This window comes from Colwellia sp. E2M01 (genome assembly GCF_018860585.1).
In the GTDB taxonomy this organism is placed as follows: domain Bacteria; phylum Pseudomonadota; class Gammaproteobacteria; order Enterobacterales; family Alteromonadaceae; genus Colwellia.
The window spans coordinates 1-13571 of sequence record NZ_JAHKPR010000064.1; the positions used below are offsets into that span (position 1 = coordinate 1).

Consider the following 13571-nt stretch of genomic DNA (forward strand, 5'->3'; position numbering starts at 1 on the left):
TCAGCCATCTCACCTGAAGTAAACAAACTAGCGTGAAAACACCCTTGCTTGAGAACGAGGCGAATATTAAAGTCTCTCTAATAAGTTGTAAAGTACTATTTTAGCATTTATGCTTGTTTTCAGTTTGTTTGCTAAAAAAATAGTCAGCTTGCTTTGTTTTCCAACAATTTACTTAGAGCAAAGTTAGATTAAACTTACATGATAGTAAAGTGACATTTAAATTAACTTTAACTTAATCGTCATCCCAGTAATATTAATAGAGAATGTTTTTCCGTGACAGATAAAAATATTTGTAGGTGCCCTTGGTTAGATACGACTAAAGTTGATTATGTAAAATATCATGATGAAGAATGGGGGGTTCCAGTAGTCGATGACAATAAAATGTTTGAATACCTTGTACTTGAATCATCGCAAGCAGGATTAAGTTGGTACACCATTTTAAAAAAACGAGAAGGTTATCGAAAAGCTTTTGCTAATTTCGAGGTTACTAAGGTTGCTCAATATACTGCTGTCGATGAACAACGTTTAGTGCTTGATGCGAGTATCGTTCGTCATAAAGGTAAAATCTCAGCAACGATAAATAATGCAAAATGTTTTATCGCCATCCAAAAAGAGTTCGGTAGTTTTATTAATTATATTTGGGGCTTTGTTGATAATAAGGTGCAGGTTAGTAATATAAAACAGCTAAGTGATTACCCTACCACTTCTTCTGTTTCTGATTCGTTAAGTAAGGATTTAAAAAAACGTGGCTTTAAATTTGTCGGTTCAACGACTATGTATTCTCTTTTACAAGCAACTGGCTTAATTAACGATCACAGTAATGGGTGCAAAAGAAAACAAGAAATAATGAGTAGTTATCCAAAATTAGCAATAGCTTGGCATCAATGTAACTGATGCCACATTAGCTCAGTTATTAGCGAAAATCTTGAATAAGATCTATTAAGTTATTGATTAGTTAAGCTAAAAAATACGTTATGATTTGTTACAAATGATAATCTTTATTGACTGTTTTATACAAAACTAGACGTAGTATTTTAAAAAGCTCCATGTCATAATATGTCATAAGGCACTAAGTTAGTGTAAGTCAGTTATCGTAATAAATACCGTAATAATTACGTTAACACTTGAACTTATCTAAAATGACCTTATCTAAGCTTATAACAAGTAAATAGAATTAAATTCTTAAGGAAGTTTTATGCAATCTAATATGAGTTTTCAAACGGCGAGTCAAAGTTCGGCGCTAGAAATCAATAAAGTATTGAAAAATACTTATATGTTGTTATCAATGACACTTGCGTTTAGTGCGGTAACAGCTGGCATTTCAATGGCGATGAACCTACCTCATGGCGCAGCGCTAATTATGACATTAGTCGCATTTGGCTTAATGTTCGTAGTAAATAAAAAAGCGGATTCAGCTAGCGGTGTTTATTGGATTTTTGCTTTTACCGGTTTAATGGGAGCCTCTTTAGGTCCTCTATTAAATGTATACGCAGCAATGCCAAATGGTGGTGCATTAATAATGCAAGCCCTTGGTGGAACAGCATTAATCTTCTTCGCACTTTCTGGTTATGCTTTAACGAGTAAAAAAGACTTCTCATTTATGGGTGGTTTTTTAATGGTTGGTTTGATTGTGGTATTAATTGCAGGTATTGCTAATATCTTCTTTCAAATTCCGGCATTGTCGTTAGCATTAAGTGCTGCAATTATTATGATCATGTCTGGCTTAATATTATATGATACAAGCCGCATCATAAATGGTGGTGAACGTAACTACATTCGTGCAACTATCTCTTTGTACTTAAACATCTACAATATCTTTGTAAGTTTATTACAGTTATTAGGTGTATTTAACGGTGATGATTAGTTAAGACTAAACGTTTAGGTTAAAAACACTTATAATAAAAAGCCTCGCAATTGCGGGGCTTTTTTTTAATGATTAACTTAACTCTATTTAACGTTGGAGCTGTTGTGAAAACACTTGCTGTGGTAGTAACCACCCCTCCCTATAGTCCATTAACAATCACGGCTATTAATTACCTTGAAGCAGCATTAGCTACTGGTGTGAACGTTATTGGTGTGTTTTTTTACCAAGATGGCGTTATGCATGCAAACAAGCACATAAATATTGCGAGTGATGAATATCAAGCCATTAAACAATGGCAAAATTTGCATACAAGATATCAACTACCCTTACATATTTGTATAACTGCTGCTGAAAAGCGCGGTATTACCTGTGATGATAATGCACAAATTAATGCTGGTTTTACCGTATCAGGGCTAGGTGAATTAGTTGAGCTAACAACCAAAGCATCACGCGTGGTACAATTTTAATGAATTCAACAACAAACAATACAGAATATGGCTTAGCCATTATCAATAGTAAAGCGCCCTTTAGCAGTAACCATGGTAAAGATGCTTTAGATATTGCATTAATATTTGGCTCTTTTGAGCAACAAGTATCATTGTTTTTTCAAGGTGATGGTGTCTATCAATTAATAGCAAACCAAGATGCTACTTTAGTGTCTATCAAAGATTATTTAAAAACCTTTGCTGCTTTTGAGTTTTACGATATTGAAAATGTTTATGTTTGCCAACAATCTCTCAGTAATAGAAAACTCTCTGAAAAATTCCATGTTGAGAATGTTCAAGTATTAGCAAGTAATGAATTTAGAACGGCAGTAAATAAACATCAACATGTATTAAGGTTTTAGTGTTAAGGAAATAGATATGAATACACTACATTTAGTAAGAAAATCTGCTTTTACACACAATGATTTTGCCCAATGTTTAAGTATGTTCGCACAAGATGACGCGATAGTATTTATGGATGATGGTTGTTATAACCTAAATCACACATTGATTAAAAGTTTGCTCGAACGAATGGGGAAGAATATCAACCTTAATGTTATATCAAGCCATGCTCAAGCAAGGGCTATTGATAACCACCTTAATGTTAAGTGTATTGCAATGTCAGATCTTGTGGACTTAACCTTTACCCATAAGCAGGTGATCACATGGCAATAGTATTAACTTTTAACGACAATATTATTCCAACAGACAAACAAGGTTATTTGCTTGACCATTTATTATGGCAAAAAGAATTGGCCGTTGTGATGGCTAAAAATGATGAGTTTGTATTAACCGATGCGCACTGGGAGATCATCAACTTTGTGCGTCAATTCTATTTAACGTACAACACCTCCCCTGCCATTCGCGCTTTAACCAAAGCAATGAAAAATGAATTTGGAGAAGCAAAAGCGAGCAGTCGTTACTTATATAAGTTGTTTCCTGAAGGGCCTGCTAAGCAAGCAACTAAATACGCGGGCCTGCCAAAACCTGCGCGTTGTATTTAAACTTTAATATTAATATGCTGGCCGATATTACCTGTAGGAGCCGCAGCGGCCGCTACAGGGCCGGCAGACTGAATAAGCTGTAGAGCCATTTGACCTTCTAGCTCTTGTTGGCTTTTTGCCACTGCCGCAGTTAAAAATTCAGCACTCGCTGATGACTGTGCTGTAACTGAGCTACTTTGACCTACGCTAATAGACATAACTCTACCTTTTTACTAATGAATTTAACTAATAATATTGTATCGGCCAAACCCCATATAACTTAAATAGTTTTAATCAATTAAAATGACTTAGGTAAATTAGGTACTGTGATCCCCGCCATTTCAAGCATTACCTGCATAACTTGGCAGCTGTAACCAAACTCATTATCGTACCAAACGTATAAGACGGCTCGTTCTTCATCAACAATAGTCGCTTGCGAGTCAACTACACCCGCATAACGGGAGCCAACTAAATCAGTTGAAACTATTTCATTCGACGCAGTGTAATCAATTTGATTTTGTAAAGGTGATTTCAATGACATATTACGTAAATAGTCATTCAGTGTGTCTTTGTCGGTTAACTTTTTCAAATTCAAATTCATAATAGCCAAAGATACATTGGGTGTCGGCACCCGAATAGCATTACCGGTTAATAATCCCTTAAGCTCAGGCAACGCTTTAGCTACAGCTTGTGCTGCACCTGTAGTGCTAATAACCATATTTAATGGCGCACTACGACCACGGCGTGGTGCTGGGTGATAGTTATCAATTAAATTTTGATCGTTGGTATACGAGTGGATCGTTTCAACGTGACCATTTTTAATACCAAACTCATCATTAACTGCTTTTAAAACGGGAGTTATCGCATTAGTAGTACAACTCGCCGCTGAAATTATTTTATCTGATGCTAAGATCATCTCTTGATTCACACCAAAAACAATATTTTTTATATCGCCTTTACCTGGCGCGGTGAGTAAAACTTTAGCAACACCTTTAGCTTGTAAATGCTGACCTAAACCTTCTTCATCTGTCCAAATACCTGTATTATCAATCACTAAAGCATTATTTATCCCGTGCTGGGTATAATCAATTTCTGATGGTGAGTTAGCATAAATAACTTTAATGAAGGCACCGTTAGCACGAATAACATTTTGTTCTTTATCAATACTAATACTGCCATTAAAAGCGCCATGAACAGAATCTCGACGTAACAGGCTAGCTCGCTTTTCAATATCGTCATTACTTTTACCCGGACGTAAAACAATAGCTCGCAAGTTTAACTGTGAATTCGGTCCTGAGCGTTCAATTAATAAGCGTGCTAAAACCCGTCCAATTCGACCAAAGCCATACAGTACAATGTCCTGTCTTTTGGTCTCTAAGTTCTGAATAGATAAATCTTGCAGATGAATACTGACCAACTCTTTGGCTAAATATTGCGAAATAGAAAGATCGCCACTTTTATCAGAATGGTAATAATTATACGCTAACTTTCCGACATCAATACGCGCTGGCGATAATCTCATGTTATTAATAGCATCAATAAACGGGAAGCTTTCTCGTACTAATAATACCTTATCTTCATGTAGGGTAACGGCTTTATGCGCTTTGATAATATCAATCGGTGAAGCATTTAATAGCGTACGACCGTAAACTAAAATTTCAATACCTTTGTTACGAAACAACAAACCAATTTTTGGTTGCATGTTTTCTGCAAAGGTTTGTCGCTCTTGCCAACTGATTTGATAATTTTCTTCGGGAAATGAATCCATAATTTAAACCTTTTATTTCAGTTAGGTAAACAGTAGTCTATTATCATCAAAGGCATTATCGCGATAACAACACATTAGTAACCTTTTCATAGATACTGTAATCCAGTGTAAAAGATTCTTCGTAGGTTACAATTATTTTTGGCATTTATTATGATTAATTTTAAACAGTTAGCCCAAACCAGATCTGTTCGTACAATCGGTTTGTTGTTAATGGTATTTTGTTTTTTACTCTCTGGTTGCAGTGATAAAGTAAATATTGCACAACTTTGTGACGAGAATAAAACGATATGTGAAGAGATAAGCGCTGATAATTGGTGTAAGGCTGAGCGTATCGATGTTGTAGTGCATAGCGTTAATGTTAAAAACAACAACCTTGATGATGATAAGTATAAATTACTCGTTGCTTATGAAGGTTATATAAAATGTATGTCGCTTGCAGCTCAAATCCAACATATAAAGTTAAAAGAAAAAACAACCAAACGTAAGAACAACCTTTATACCGCTCAAGCTAAACTTGAGCAGTTAACTACTGAAGTTGCACATTCTAAAAATCCACATATTCTCTATTACCAATGGTCAAGAAACTCTAATGAAGAAGCGTTAGCTGACTTTCTTGCACTAGAAGGAACTAAACAATTAGAGAGTTCTATGGGTCAGCATCATTTAGCAACTTACTATATAAAGCGTGATACACAAAAAACCTTAGGGTTATTATATCGCTCTTTAGAGCTCCATCAGCCAGAGGCTGAGCTTAATCCCGAGATATTAATGAGCTTAGCTACAATTCTTACTAATAAAAAACAATATAAACAGGCTTATATTTGGTTACGTGCATACCAGTTATCACTAGGTAAGCCTGATAAAATGATAGAGAGTAATTTAAAAAGTTACCAAAGTGTTGGTAATTTGAATGCAGATTTTCTTGATGACGTAGCAGACAGTACGTTAGATAAAATTCAAGCGGGAAAATTTAAGAGCCCTAGTTATTGATTAACTTGGCTCATTAATTTTTGCTATGCGGGCTTAAAAACTAAGCTTAGAGAGTTAACACAATAACGCTTACCAGTTGGCGCTGGGCCGTCATCAAAAACATGTCCTAAATGAGATTGACAGTTTTTACACTGGATCTCAACTCGTTGCATGTTATGAGTATTATCAGGTAAATAAGCAACCTTATCTTCAATAGCAGCAAAATAACTCGGCCAACCACAGCCCGCATTAAATTTAGCTTCACTTTCAAATAAAGGTTGATCGCAACAGGCACAAAGATATGTGCCTGCCAACCAATGATCATTATAAATACCGGTAAAAGGATGTTCAGTAGCGGCTAATCGACACACTTTATAAGCTGCATCAGATAACTTATCTTTATAATCATCATTTGTCATAATATTTAATCAACCTTGGTTTTTAAATAAAAAGTAAAGTAACAATACTAACCATCAATTAAGATAGTGTTTTTGTCTTTAGTCGACCATTCAACGTGATATTTTTTACCTACTGGTTTATCGGTACGTTCAAAAGTATGTGCACCAAAGAAATCTCGCTGGGCTTGTAATAAGTTAGCCGGTAATGTTTCGCTACGCATCGAATCATAATAAGCTAAAGAAGACGATAAAGCACCAACTGGTACGCCTTGCATGGTTGCATGACAAATCGATTTACGCCAATTTAACTGACGAGAATTCAGCTCTTGGATAAAGAAATCATCTAATAGTAAGTTTTCTAAGTTTTCATCACGTTCATAGGCATTGGTAATAGACTGTAAAAATACAGCTCGGATTATACAGCCCGCACGCCAAATTTTAGCAATACTACCAAAATCTAATGTCCAACCATGTTCTTTACCAGCAAGCTTCATTAATTGAAAGCCTTGCGCATATGCACAAATTTTTGCACAGTACATAGCGTCATGTAATTGCGCTATTGCTTCTGTTTTTTCTGCATCCGTTAAAATTGACTCTTGTGCACCACTTAATAAACTAGATGCTTGTCCTCTTAAGTCTTTAAAAGATGAGATAGAACGAGCATAAACAGCTTGAGCAATAGTAGGCGCAGGACAACCCAATTCTAGACTACTCATAGCAGTCCATAAACCAGTGCCTTTTTGCCCAGCTTTATCTAAAATCAATTCAACTAATGGTGTGTTAGTATCAGACGATTTATGACGAAGAACCTCTACAGATATTTCCATTAAATAACTATCTAACGGGCCATTATTCCACTGTTCGAAAATATCAGCGATTTCTTCACAGTTTAACTGTAATCCAGACTTCAGTACGTCATAGGCTTCACAAATAATCTGCATATCAGCATATTCAATACCATTGTGTACCATTTTCACATAATGACCAGCACCTGCTGGGCCAATATAAGCAGCGCAAGGCTCACCTTCTGGAATAACTTGACCTGGTTCAGTACGCTCCATTGGTTTACCTGTTTCAGGATTTACTTTCGCTGAAATAGCTTCCCAAATAGGCTTTACACGTGCCCAAGCATAAGGAGAACCACTTGGCATTAGTGATGGACCAAAACGCGCTCCTACTTCACCGCCAGAGACTGCAGAGGAGAACAATAAGAAATTACTTTTATATTTTGCTTCTCTAGCAACAGTATCAACCCAAAGGCTGTTACCTGTATCAATAATAATATCGTCAGGTTGAATACCCGCACCAATAAGGTTTTCACATACTTGATCAACAGGTGCTCCAGCTGGAACACTTAATACAATAAGATGTGGCGCTTTAAGTTGTGAAAGTAGTTCTGTATAAGAAGAGCAACCGTATACTCGTTGCTTACCTGTTGTATTTTCTGATTCATCTTGCGCGATTACTGCTTGAACTTTCTCATCACTTAAATCAAATGCTGCAATATTAAATCCATTATCAGCTAAATTAAGTACTAGGTTTTTACCCATTACACCTAGGCCAATAAAGCCAATGTCACACAAAAATTTCTCTTGTGTCATAATATTTATCCTATGTAATTACAGTTAATCGTTTTGAACTGTCGACTATTTTTAAAAATTTCGGCATTCTACCACGCTAGAGCAAAGTGAGTGTAGCGATATGCTAAAAAAAATAGCTAAAAGTAACATTTTTGGTAACTTAAGCAAAAAAACACTCGAAATATGACGTTTTTCGGGTCAAAACCTATCTTTAGCTTGTAATAATCTCAAAATGATGTAATTTTACTACATATTTTTTTAAGCTTTACATATAGCATATATTTTTTAGCATATATTTTTGAATTAGAGGTTTCCATGACAATTAAAGTTGGTATTAACGGATTTGGCCGTATCGGTCGTTTTGTATTTAGAGCTGCAACAGAGCGTAGTGACATTGAAATTGTTGGTATCAACGATTTAATGGATATTGATTACATGGCTTACATGCTAAAATACGACTCAACACACGGTCGCTTTAAAGGTACTGTAGCTGTTGAAGATGGCAAACTTGTTGTAAACGGTAAAGTAATTCGTGTTACTGCAGAACGTAACCCTGAAGACTTAAAGTGGAACGAAATTGACACTGATGTTGTTGTTGAGTCTACTGGTTTATTCTTAACTGATGAAACTGCTCGTAAACACATTACTGCAGGTGCTAAGAAAGTTGTATTAAGTGCGCCATCTAAAGATGACACGCCTATGTTCGTTTGTGGTGTTAACTTAACAGATTACACAGGTCAAGATATCGTATCTAACGCTTCTTGTACTACTAACTGTTTAGCGCCAATTGCTAAAGTATTAAATGACAACTGGGGCATTAAAGATGGTTTAATGACTACAGTTCATGCCACTACAGCAACACAAAAAACTGTAGATAGCCCTTCTGTTAAAGATTGGCGCGGTGGTCGTGGTGCTGGTCAAAATATCATCCCTTCATCAACCGGTGCAGCAAAAGCTGTTGGCAAAGTAATTCCACAGTTAAACGGTAAATTAACTGGTATGGCGTTCCGCGTACCAACTCCAGATGTTTCAGTAGTTGACTTAACAGTTAATTTAGAAAAGCCAGCTACTTATGAAGAAATCTGTGCTGCAATGAAAGCTGCTGCAACTGAAGGCGAGTTACAAGGTGTACTTGATTACACTGAAGATCAAGTTGTATCTAACGACTTCCTTGGTGAAACTTGTACTTCAATTTTTGATGCTAAAGCAGGTATCGCTTTAACTGATACTTTCGTTAAAGTTGTTTCTTGGTACGATAACGAAATTGGTTATTCAAACAAAGTTTTAGATCTTGTTGCTTTTATTAGCGCTTACGAAAAGTAAAATTTATTAATTCACTTAGATGAATTAAAGTAAAATACGAAAGCTAGGTCATTGACCTAGCTTTTTTTTGTCCAAATTTTAAGTGAAAAATATTTTCAATTAACAATCATTTACTGATGTTGATATAGATCAATCTATTATCCAAATTTCATGTCATATTAAACCATAAAGAAAATATGGTTACTTAGCTCTTTGTTCCACTTTAACGAAAGGAATTATCATGAAATACAATTTTATCATCATATTAATCTCACTCTTGCCCTCGCTTGTTTACGCAAACTCAAATAGGTTAACCACAGAGCCGATTAAAGTAATTGAGCCTGCTGAAAACGTAAATACGAGTATGGTTGAATTAGGAAAAAAACTTTGGTTTGAACCTAGGTTATCAAGATCTAATATTATTTCATGTAACTCTTGTCACAACTTAGCAAAAGGTGGGGTTGATAACTTACCTAGCTCCATTGGACATGAATGGACAATTGGCCCTATTAACTCGCCAACGGTACTAAATGCTGAACTAAACATAGCTCAATTTTGGAATGGTCGTGCTCATGATTTACAAGCACAAGCTTCCGGACCTATTGATAACCCTAAAGAAATGGCTTTTACTCATACATTAGCGGTAGAAACACTTAACAGTATTCCTGAATACAAAAGTGAATTTAAAAAAGTCTTTAACAGCAATAAAATCAGCATTGATAACGTAGCTACAGCAATTGCAGAGTTTGAAAAAACACTACGCACTCCTAATTCAGCTTTTGATTTATGGTTAAAAGGCGATGACAACGCATTAACTCAAACAGAGAAAGATGGCTATGAGCTTTTTAAAACAAAAGGCTGTATTGCTTGTCATAGCGGAGCTTTAGTTGGTGGCAGCACCTACCAAAAAATGGGTTTAATAAAGCCTTATTACACCAAAAACTCAGATGTTGGTCGTTCTGCTGTTACGGGTAAAGAGAGTGATAAATTTGTATTTAAAGTGCCAACATTGCGTAATATATCATTAACTTACCCGTATTTTCATGATGGCGCTGTCTGGAGCTTAAAAGAAGCTGTGATGATCATGGCTGATCTGCAAACAGGACAAACATTATCAGATGATGAAGCAAATAAAATCACAGCTTTTTTAACTTCATTAACAGGAGAACACCCTCAGGTAATTTTACCACAATTACCACCGTCAACGGACAAAACACCTAAACCCATCATGCATTAATCGTTGGGTTAACGCTAGGTTTCATAATTATTTATACAAACAAAAAAGCCAATATAATATATTGGCTTTAACTACTTCTTAGTACTTTGAACTGTTTTAATTAATGTTAATAGACGCATTAATTCCTTGTAAAACTAGTTGTGGGTTCAACGCTTTAGTAATTGGACGCCCTATGACTAAATAATCTACACCAACATCAATCGCTTGCTCTGGGGTCATAATACGTTGTTGATCGTCCTGTGCTGAGCCTGCAGGTCTTATACCTGGAGTAATTAATTTAAACTCTTTACCTAAATCAATTTTTAATTGCTCAGCTTCCATTGCAGAGCAAACTACACCGTCTAAGCCACTATCTTTAGTTAAATTAGCTAAAAAGTTAACTTGCTCTGCTGGTGTTTTATTAATGCCTAACCCACGTAAATCATTTTCACTCATACTGGTTAGTACGGTAACCGCTATAAGTAATGGCGAGTCTTTACCGTAATGCTCTAATGCTTGTTTAGCTTTTGTCATCATTTGACTGCCACCACTTGCGTGAACATTTACCATCCACACGCCTAAATCAGCAGCAGCGGTAACCGCTTTAGCTACGGTGTTTGGAATATCATGAAATTTAAGATCAAGAAAAACATCAAATCCCTTCCCTGTTAACGTTTTTACAAACTCAGGGCCAAAGTAAGTAAACATTTCTTTACCGACTTTTAACTTACAATCTTGTGGTGAAATTCTATCTACAAAAGATAAGGCTTCAGCTTTCTTATCAAAATCTAGTGCAACAACAACTTTTGGATCTAACATGATGTTTCCTGTGTTCTAATACAATGGATTCCCGATCAGAAACTTCGGGAATGACGGTAATTTGTTTTGTATCTGGTTTTTATATATCTATTGAATATAATAATATTTCGTTTCAACGTTGTGCTGTTCAAGAACAAAGAGATTGCACGGAGCTGACGGTAGTCAGTGAGTACATTCGATGCATGTTATTGAACTTCACAACAAAGAAACGAGTATTATTCGCCTTCGAGACCACGCACTGGCTTAAGCACTTCCCATTCATGACATGATGGACAAGACCAATAATGGGTTGAGCTATCAAAACCACAAGTTCTACAACTATACCTATGCTTAAGCTTTAAATATTCGCTAATTAATTCAGTAATTAAATCTAAACTAGCATTACTAACTTCTGTTTCAGAAGAAAGTTTTTGCATATTAACAAAGTGCTCAAAACCACGAATTGTCGGTCTACGTTTAAGTGCAGAAAGAATAAACTCTGTCGCTTTTTTCTTGCCATGCTTTTTCTCTACATGAGCAAGATAAAATATTAATGCACTAGAGCCTGCTGTTTCATCGTAAACTTTTTTAATGAAAGAGTAGAATTCATCAACGGCATCTAAACGTGTATAACACTCTAACATTGGCTGCATAACATCTGGAAAAAATTCATTATCCTGCTTGTATATGGCTTGATAGCATTTTGCTGCTAATTCACATTGCTGATTCTTTTCATAAATCTTTGCCATTAACCAGTTTGCACGACAAGAATCAGGATCAACAATTAAGGCTTCTTCAAGTAATTCAATAACTTCAATAAATTTATCTTGTTCGAAAGCCGTTGTTGCAAGCTCACAATAAAAGTTGGCTAAAGTATGTAATAAGCGTTTATCGTTCAGTTTAATTATTTGTTTTTGGTGATCTATACCCTGCTGCCAATCTTTAGTTGATTGAAATATTCTCAATAAGTAGGTCAATGATTTCAAACCATAATCTTTAGACTTTAATAGTTTGAAAAACATGGTTTGGGCACGATCATATAAACCGGCACTAAGGAAATCTTTACCTAACTCAAAAACAGCTTGTTGCTTATCTTTAGTTGGTAGGTTGTTTAGTCTAACTAGGTGCTCATGTACTTTTAATGCTCTGTCTAATTCACCGCGCTTTCTAAATAAATTTGCCATAGCAAAATGTGCTTCAACACTATCATCTTCTACTTTTAAAGCGTCAAGCAGCGAATCAATTGCTTTATCTTGTTGATTAGATAATAAATAATTTAAACCTGTTGAGTACTTTATAGATAAGTCTTGTTTGGCGATTTGTTGGTTTTGTTTGATGCTATTACGACCCATATACCAACCATAAGCCATGGCAACGGGTAATAATAAAAAGAGTAATTCAATCATTAGCGCTCTTGAGAAAAGTAAAAGTGTGAATAAAGGAAATAGCGTTAACTATTATTCTTGTAGTTTTTTTCTAGTAAAAGCTTTTTTACTTTTACGTATAATGCGCCATAAAATAGTGACTAATAGACCTAATAAAAACCCTATCCCTGAAAATAAACTTACCGCAGCCGCAACAGAAATCTCTGTACGAGCTACTAAATAATTTAATGTCAGTAATTGATCATTTTGGCTACCAAAAATAAAAGCCACGGCTAATAAAACTAAAATAAAAAAAAGAGTGATATATAAACGCATTGTCATCAACCCTATGAAAATAATATTTAATAACCGAAAGTGTTATTAATAATAAAGAAGTTTACCTTATATTAACTAAATAACATTAGGCAAAAAAAAACGGCACCGTTAACGAATTAACCTGCCGTTTATTATCTAATTTTTTACATCGCTTTGCAATTTAAGCAGCAGAAAGATTAACTCTTTCGCGTAACTCTTTGCCTGGCTTAAAGTGAGGAACGTATTTCCCACTTAATTCAACCGATTCACCAGTTTTCGGGTTTCTTCCAACTCGTGGCGCGCGATAATGCAATGAAAAGCTACCAAAACCTCGAATTTCAATACGATCACCTTTAGCTAAGGAGCCGACCATTAATTCTAAAATTTCTTTTATAGATTTTTCCACATCTTTAGCAGATAAGTGATCAAGTTTATCGGCTAATCTTTCAATAAGTTCTGACTTAGTCATAGTGACACCTCAGTATTTACCTAGCACTGCGCAACTTTACTTTGCATTAGAATATTATAC

17 protein-coding genes are annotated in these 13571 nt (G+C 35.4%); 9 read left to right on the plus strand and 8 right to left on the minus strand.

Annotated elements, in window-relative coordinates:
• Positions 1-273 precede the first annotated feature (273 nt).
• From KO502_RS12325 to KO502_RS12350, 6 genes are all read left to right on the plus strand, one after another.
• Positions 274-894, plus strand: a complete 621-nt coding sequence (locus KO502_RS12325) for a DNA-3-methyladenine glycosylase I (protein WP_216022865.1) — start codon at positions 274-276, stop codon at positions 892-894.
• Positions 895-1195: 301 nt separating this feature from the next.
• Positions 1196-1864 (plus strand): Bax inhibitor-1/YccA family protein, encoded by a 669-nt coding sequence (locus KO502_RS12330; protein ID WP_216022866.1) that lies wholly within the window; start codon positions 1196-1198, stop codon positions 1862-1864.
• 104 nt (positions 1865-1968) lie between these two features.
• On the plus strand, positions 1969-2331 hold the full coding sequence (gene tusD, locus KO502_RS12335; protein ID WP_216022867.1) for a sulfurtransferase complex subunit TusD: 363 nt from the start codon (positions 1969-1971) through the stop codon (positions 2329-2331).
• Positions 2331-2711 carry a sulfurtransferase complex subunit TusC gene (gene tusC / locus KO502_RS12340; RefSeq protein ID WP_216022868.1) on the plus strand — a complete coding sequence of 127 codons (381 nt, stop codon included), beginning with the start codon at positions 2331-2333 and terminating at the stop codon, positions 2709-2711. Before tusD ends, tusC begins: the two co-directional genes overlap by 1 nt.
• A gap of 16 nt (positions 2712-2727) precedes the next feature.
• Complete coding sequence (gene tusB, locus KO502_RS12345; protein WP_216022869.1) at positions 2728-3024, plus strand: sulfurtransferase complex subunit TusB; 297 nt, start codon at positions 2728-2730, stop codon at positions 3022-3024.
• Positions 3015-3353, plus strand: coding sequence for a TusE/DsrC/DsvC family sulfur relay protein (locus KO502_RS12350; RefSeq protein WP_216022870.1), 339 nt, complete (start codon positions 3015-3017; stop codon positions 3351-3353). The genes tusB and KO502_RS12350 overlap by 10 nt, the downstream gene beginning before the upstream one ends.
• On the opposite strand, the gene KO502_RS12355 is transcribed toward KO502_RS12350, so the two are convergent.
• Together KO502_RS12355 and KO502_RS12360 are read right to left on the minus strand one after the other, a co-directional pair.
• Positions 3350-3550 (minus strand): hypothetical protein, encoded by a 201-nt coding sequence (locus KO502_RS12355; RefSeq protein WP_216022871.1) that lies wholly within the window; start codon positions 3548-3550, stop codon positions 3350-3352. The two genes, KO502_RS12350 and KO502_RS12355, sit on opposite strands and share 4 nt — an antisense overlap.
• An 80-nt stretch (positions 3551-3630) precedes the next feature.
• Positions 3631-5100 (minus strand): glyceraldehyde-3-phosphate dehydrogenase, encoded by a 1470-nt coding sequence (locus tag KO502_RS12360; protein ID WP_216022872.1) that lies wholly within the window; start codon positions 5098-5100, stop codon positions 3631-3633.
• Positions 5101-5250: 150 nt separating this feature from the next.
• Between KO502_RS12360 and KO502_RS12365 the strand changes: the two genes are divergently transcribed.
• The gene (locus KO502_RS12365; protein ID WP_216022873.1) at positions 5251-6090 is read left to right on the plus strand and encodes a DUF2989 domain-containing protein; all 840 of its coding nucleotides are present in this window, start codon (positions 5251-5253) and stop codon (positions 6088-6090) included.
• Between the two features lie 23 nt (positions 6091-6113).
• On the opposite strand, the gene msrB is transcribed toward KO502_RS12365, so the two are convergent.
• Positions 6114-6488 carry a peptide-methionine (R)-S-oxide reductase MsrB gene (msrB, locus tag KO502_RS12370; protein ID WP_216022874.1) on the minus strand — a complete coding sequence of 125 codons (375 nt, stop codon included), beginning with the start codon at positions 6486-6488 and terminating at the stop codon, positions 6114-6116.
• A 47-nt stretch (positions 6489-6535) separates the two neighbouring features.
• Entirely contained in the window at positions 6536-8068 is a 1533-nt protein-coding gene (gndA, locus tag KO502_RS12375; RefSeq protein WP_216022875.1) for an NADP-dependent phosphogluconate dehydrogenase, read from the minus strand.
• Positions 8069-8362: 294 nt separating this feature from the next.
• On the opposite strand from gndA, the gene gap reads away from it, so the two are divergent.
• Together gap and KO502_RS12385 are read left to right on the plus strand one after the other, a co-directional pair.
• Positions 8363-9370 (plus strand): type I glyceraldehyde-3-phosphate dehydrogenase, encoded by a 1008-nt coding sequence (gene gap, locus KO502_RS12380; protein ID WP_216022876.1) that lies wholly within the window; start codon positions 8363-8365, stop codon positions 9368-9370.
• Positions 9371-9590: 220 nt separating this feature from the next.
• A complete protein-coding gene (locus KO502_RS12385; RefSeq protein WP_216022877.1) occupies positions 9591-10586 on the plus strand; it encodes a cytochrome-c peroxidase in 996 nt (331 codons plus the stop codon).
• Between the two features lie 96 nt (positions 10587-10682).
• Here the strand turns inward: KO502_RS12385 and pyrF are convergent, their stop codons facing one another.
• The 4 genes from pyrF to ihfB all read right to left on the minus strand — a co-directional run bounded on the left by pyrF (position 10683) and on the right by ihfB (position 13511).
• On the minus strand, positions 10683-11384 hold the full coding sequence (pyrF, locus tag KO502_RS12390; RefSeq protein ID WP_216022878.1) for an orotidine-5'-phosphate decarboxylase: 702 nt from the start codon (positions 11382-11384) through the stop codon (positions 10683-10685).
• A gap of 215 nt (positions 11385-11599) precedes the next feature.
• A complete protein-coding gene (gene lapB, locus KO502_RS12395; protein ID WP_216022879.1) occupies positions 11600-12769 on the minus strand; it encodes a lipopolysaccharide assembly protein LapB in 1170 nt (389 codons plus the stop codon).
• Positions 12770-12820: 51 nt separating this feature from the next.
• Positions 12821-13063 (minus strand): LapA family protein, encoded by a 243-nt coding sequence (locus KO502_RS12400; RefSeq protein ID WP_252730754.1) that lies wholly within the window; start codon positions 13061-13063, stop codon positions 12821-12823.
• A 160-nt stretch (positions 13064-13223) separates the two neighbouring features.
• Positions 13224-13511 (minus strand): integration host factor subunit beta, encoded by a 288-nt coding sequence (gene ihfB, locus KO502_RS12405; protein ID WP_216022881.1) that lies wholly within the window; start codon positions 13509-13511, stop codon positions 13224-13226.
• Positions 13512-13571 lie beyond the last annotated feature (60 nt).